This window comes from Marinomonas transparens (genome assembly GCF_016463975.1).
Lineage (GTDB): Bacteria > Pseudomonadota > Gammaproteobacteria > Pseudomonadales > Marinomonadaceae > Marinomonas > Marinomonas transparens.
The window spans coordinates 1-2,295 of sequence record NZ_JAEMNX010000061.1; the positions used below are offsets into that span (position 1 = coordinate 1).

The 2,295-nt window shown below is 47.6% G+C and carries 1 protein-coding gene; it reads left to right on the forward strand.

Annotated features, from left to right (window positions below):
• Nucleotides 1-122 precede the first annotated feature (122 nt).
• Nucleotides 123-2,295: FG-GAP-like repeat-containing protein (locus tag I8J31_RS20615; protein WP_199470467.1), on the forward strand; the 2,173-nt coding region annotated here is incomplete at its 3' end.

A 2,295-nucleotide genomic window follows, 5' to 3' on the forward strand; every position in this document is an offset into this window, starting at 1 on the left:
AAAAAATGTTTAATATATTTCTAGCTTTGATATTCCTCCCTATTATTAGGTTGCGCCAATCATTATCTTATTTTAGATCCCACCATATTAAAAAATACCTGTTCCCCGTCAGTTTATGTTGCTTGTTTATTAGCTCTGCCTCGCTGGCGGCTACGCTAGCAGGGAGCTTGCAAGGGAAGTTTTCGGTTAATGGTCATGGCGCTGCCACCTACTCAATAGGCATTGCTGTCCCGCCAGGGATTGGCGGTTTGGAGCCAATATTATCGCTAGAATACAACAGCCAATCTAAAAGTGGCCCCTTAGGCATGGGGTGGAGTTATGGCGGCCTACAATCCATTTCTCGCTGTGGTCAAAGCAAACTCCTTGAGGGAGATGATTTCACGCCGGGCATTCACTTTACCAATGATGATAGGTATTGCTTAAACGGTGAAAGGCTGATTACCGACGGTACTTATGGCGCCAATGGCACCACCTATGTGACCGAAACCGACAAATGGGTAAAGGTGCAGTCTGTTGGCACTTGCGGTAATGGCCCCTGTGCGTTTTATGTGACGGACGCTCAAGGCACAAAGCATGGCTTTGGTAGTGGCAGTACGAACAGTCCATTTAATGCTATCGGGCGTGATGAGCGCCTTCATTTTCCACTCACCAGCACGGAAGATCGCAATGGTAATGTCATCATTTATGACTACCAGCGTTTAGCCGATGGTGAAACCCTGTTGAAAGGGATCCGTTATAACCATCGTTGGGATTTGGGCAACATCAGTCAACGTGAGGTGGTTTTTAACTATGCAACTCGTCCGGATATTTCCAAACACTATATGGACGGCCAATTATATAAAAGCACTCAACGCTTAACCTCCATTACTACTTTTGCGGCAGCACAGCTGATTCAAAGCTATCAATTAAGCTACGACACCAGTCCAACGACCAACCGCAGTCGTATGACCTCGATACAACGCTGCGGAACTAATGATTGTCTGCCTGCCACAGTATTCGACTACAAAGACAGTGCTTCAAGCGCATTAGCGCACACATTTAACAATGCTATTGGTGGTTGGTCTGATGTCGGGAGTTCCTTACAGCATCAGTACATACCATTTGACTATGACCTCGATGGCCGCACTGACCTTATCCAAATCTATAAAAAGACTGAGAATGACGACGCTTACTCTACTGTTTGGTTAAAAGGGGATACGGGCTTTGAACAAGGTCCAGTGTCTTATATGGGAGGCTGGACAGGGCCGGGTAGCAGTGATCAGCGTCGTTACCTTGCAATGGATCACGACCGCGATGGCCGCACCGATATCATTGAAGTGTACAAGGGTGGCAACGGATCGACGAAGTCGCATGTCTGGCGCAATTCAGGGTCAGGCTTTGAGTCTGGCTCGATTTCAACAATTGGCGGTTGGGCAGATATAGGCTCTGCAGATCAGCGTCGCTATTTGGTATTTGATGCCAACAAGGATGGTTGGACAGACATTATTGAGATATGGAAATCTGGCTCTGACACAACAAGTGCAAAAGCTTGGCTAAATCAACAGGGCAATGGCTTCGAAAACCATGTAGGATCGCATCCAATCGGTGGTTGGACGGATGTTGGCAGCGCCAAATCAAGGCGCTACCTTACGGTTGACGTCAATGGCGACGGCATGACGGACATACTGGAGATATACTATGCAGGTAATAATGAAACGCGGGTATCCAGCTGGTTAAGCAATGGGGCTGGATTCACCGGTGGCAGCAATAACACTTTAGGTGATTGGGTCGATCTTGGTGCCGCCAATGGTCATCAGTTTTATCCGATGGACGTCAATGGCGATGGGCTACCAGATCTAGTCAAAACCTTCCAAGGAAACGGTGATGATACCGGCGCGAGCATATTTTGGAATACCGGAACACAATTTGTAAAAAACAGCGTCGACTCTAGTCTTGGCAGTTGGAAAAATACTGACGGTTCAGACCCCCATGCTCATCGTTATTTGCCGATGGATGTTAATGGAGATGGCAAGGCGGATTTTGTTAAATTGTACAATGGCACTTCTACACAGACGCACGCCGAAATGTGGTACGGCTCAAATGATGGTTTTATTCAAGGGGCACGTCTTTATATCGGTGGTTGGTCAAACACCAACGGGGCAAACGCCCGCCGCTACCTGCCTATGGACACCAATGGCGATGGTGTGGCTGAAATTGTTGAGTTGTATAACAAAGGAGGGGGATACACTGGCGCCACAAATTGGCAATTTAATCGCCAAGCGGATCAAGACCAGATAATCGCCATCACCGATGGGC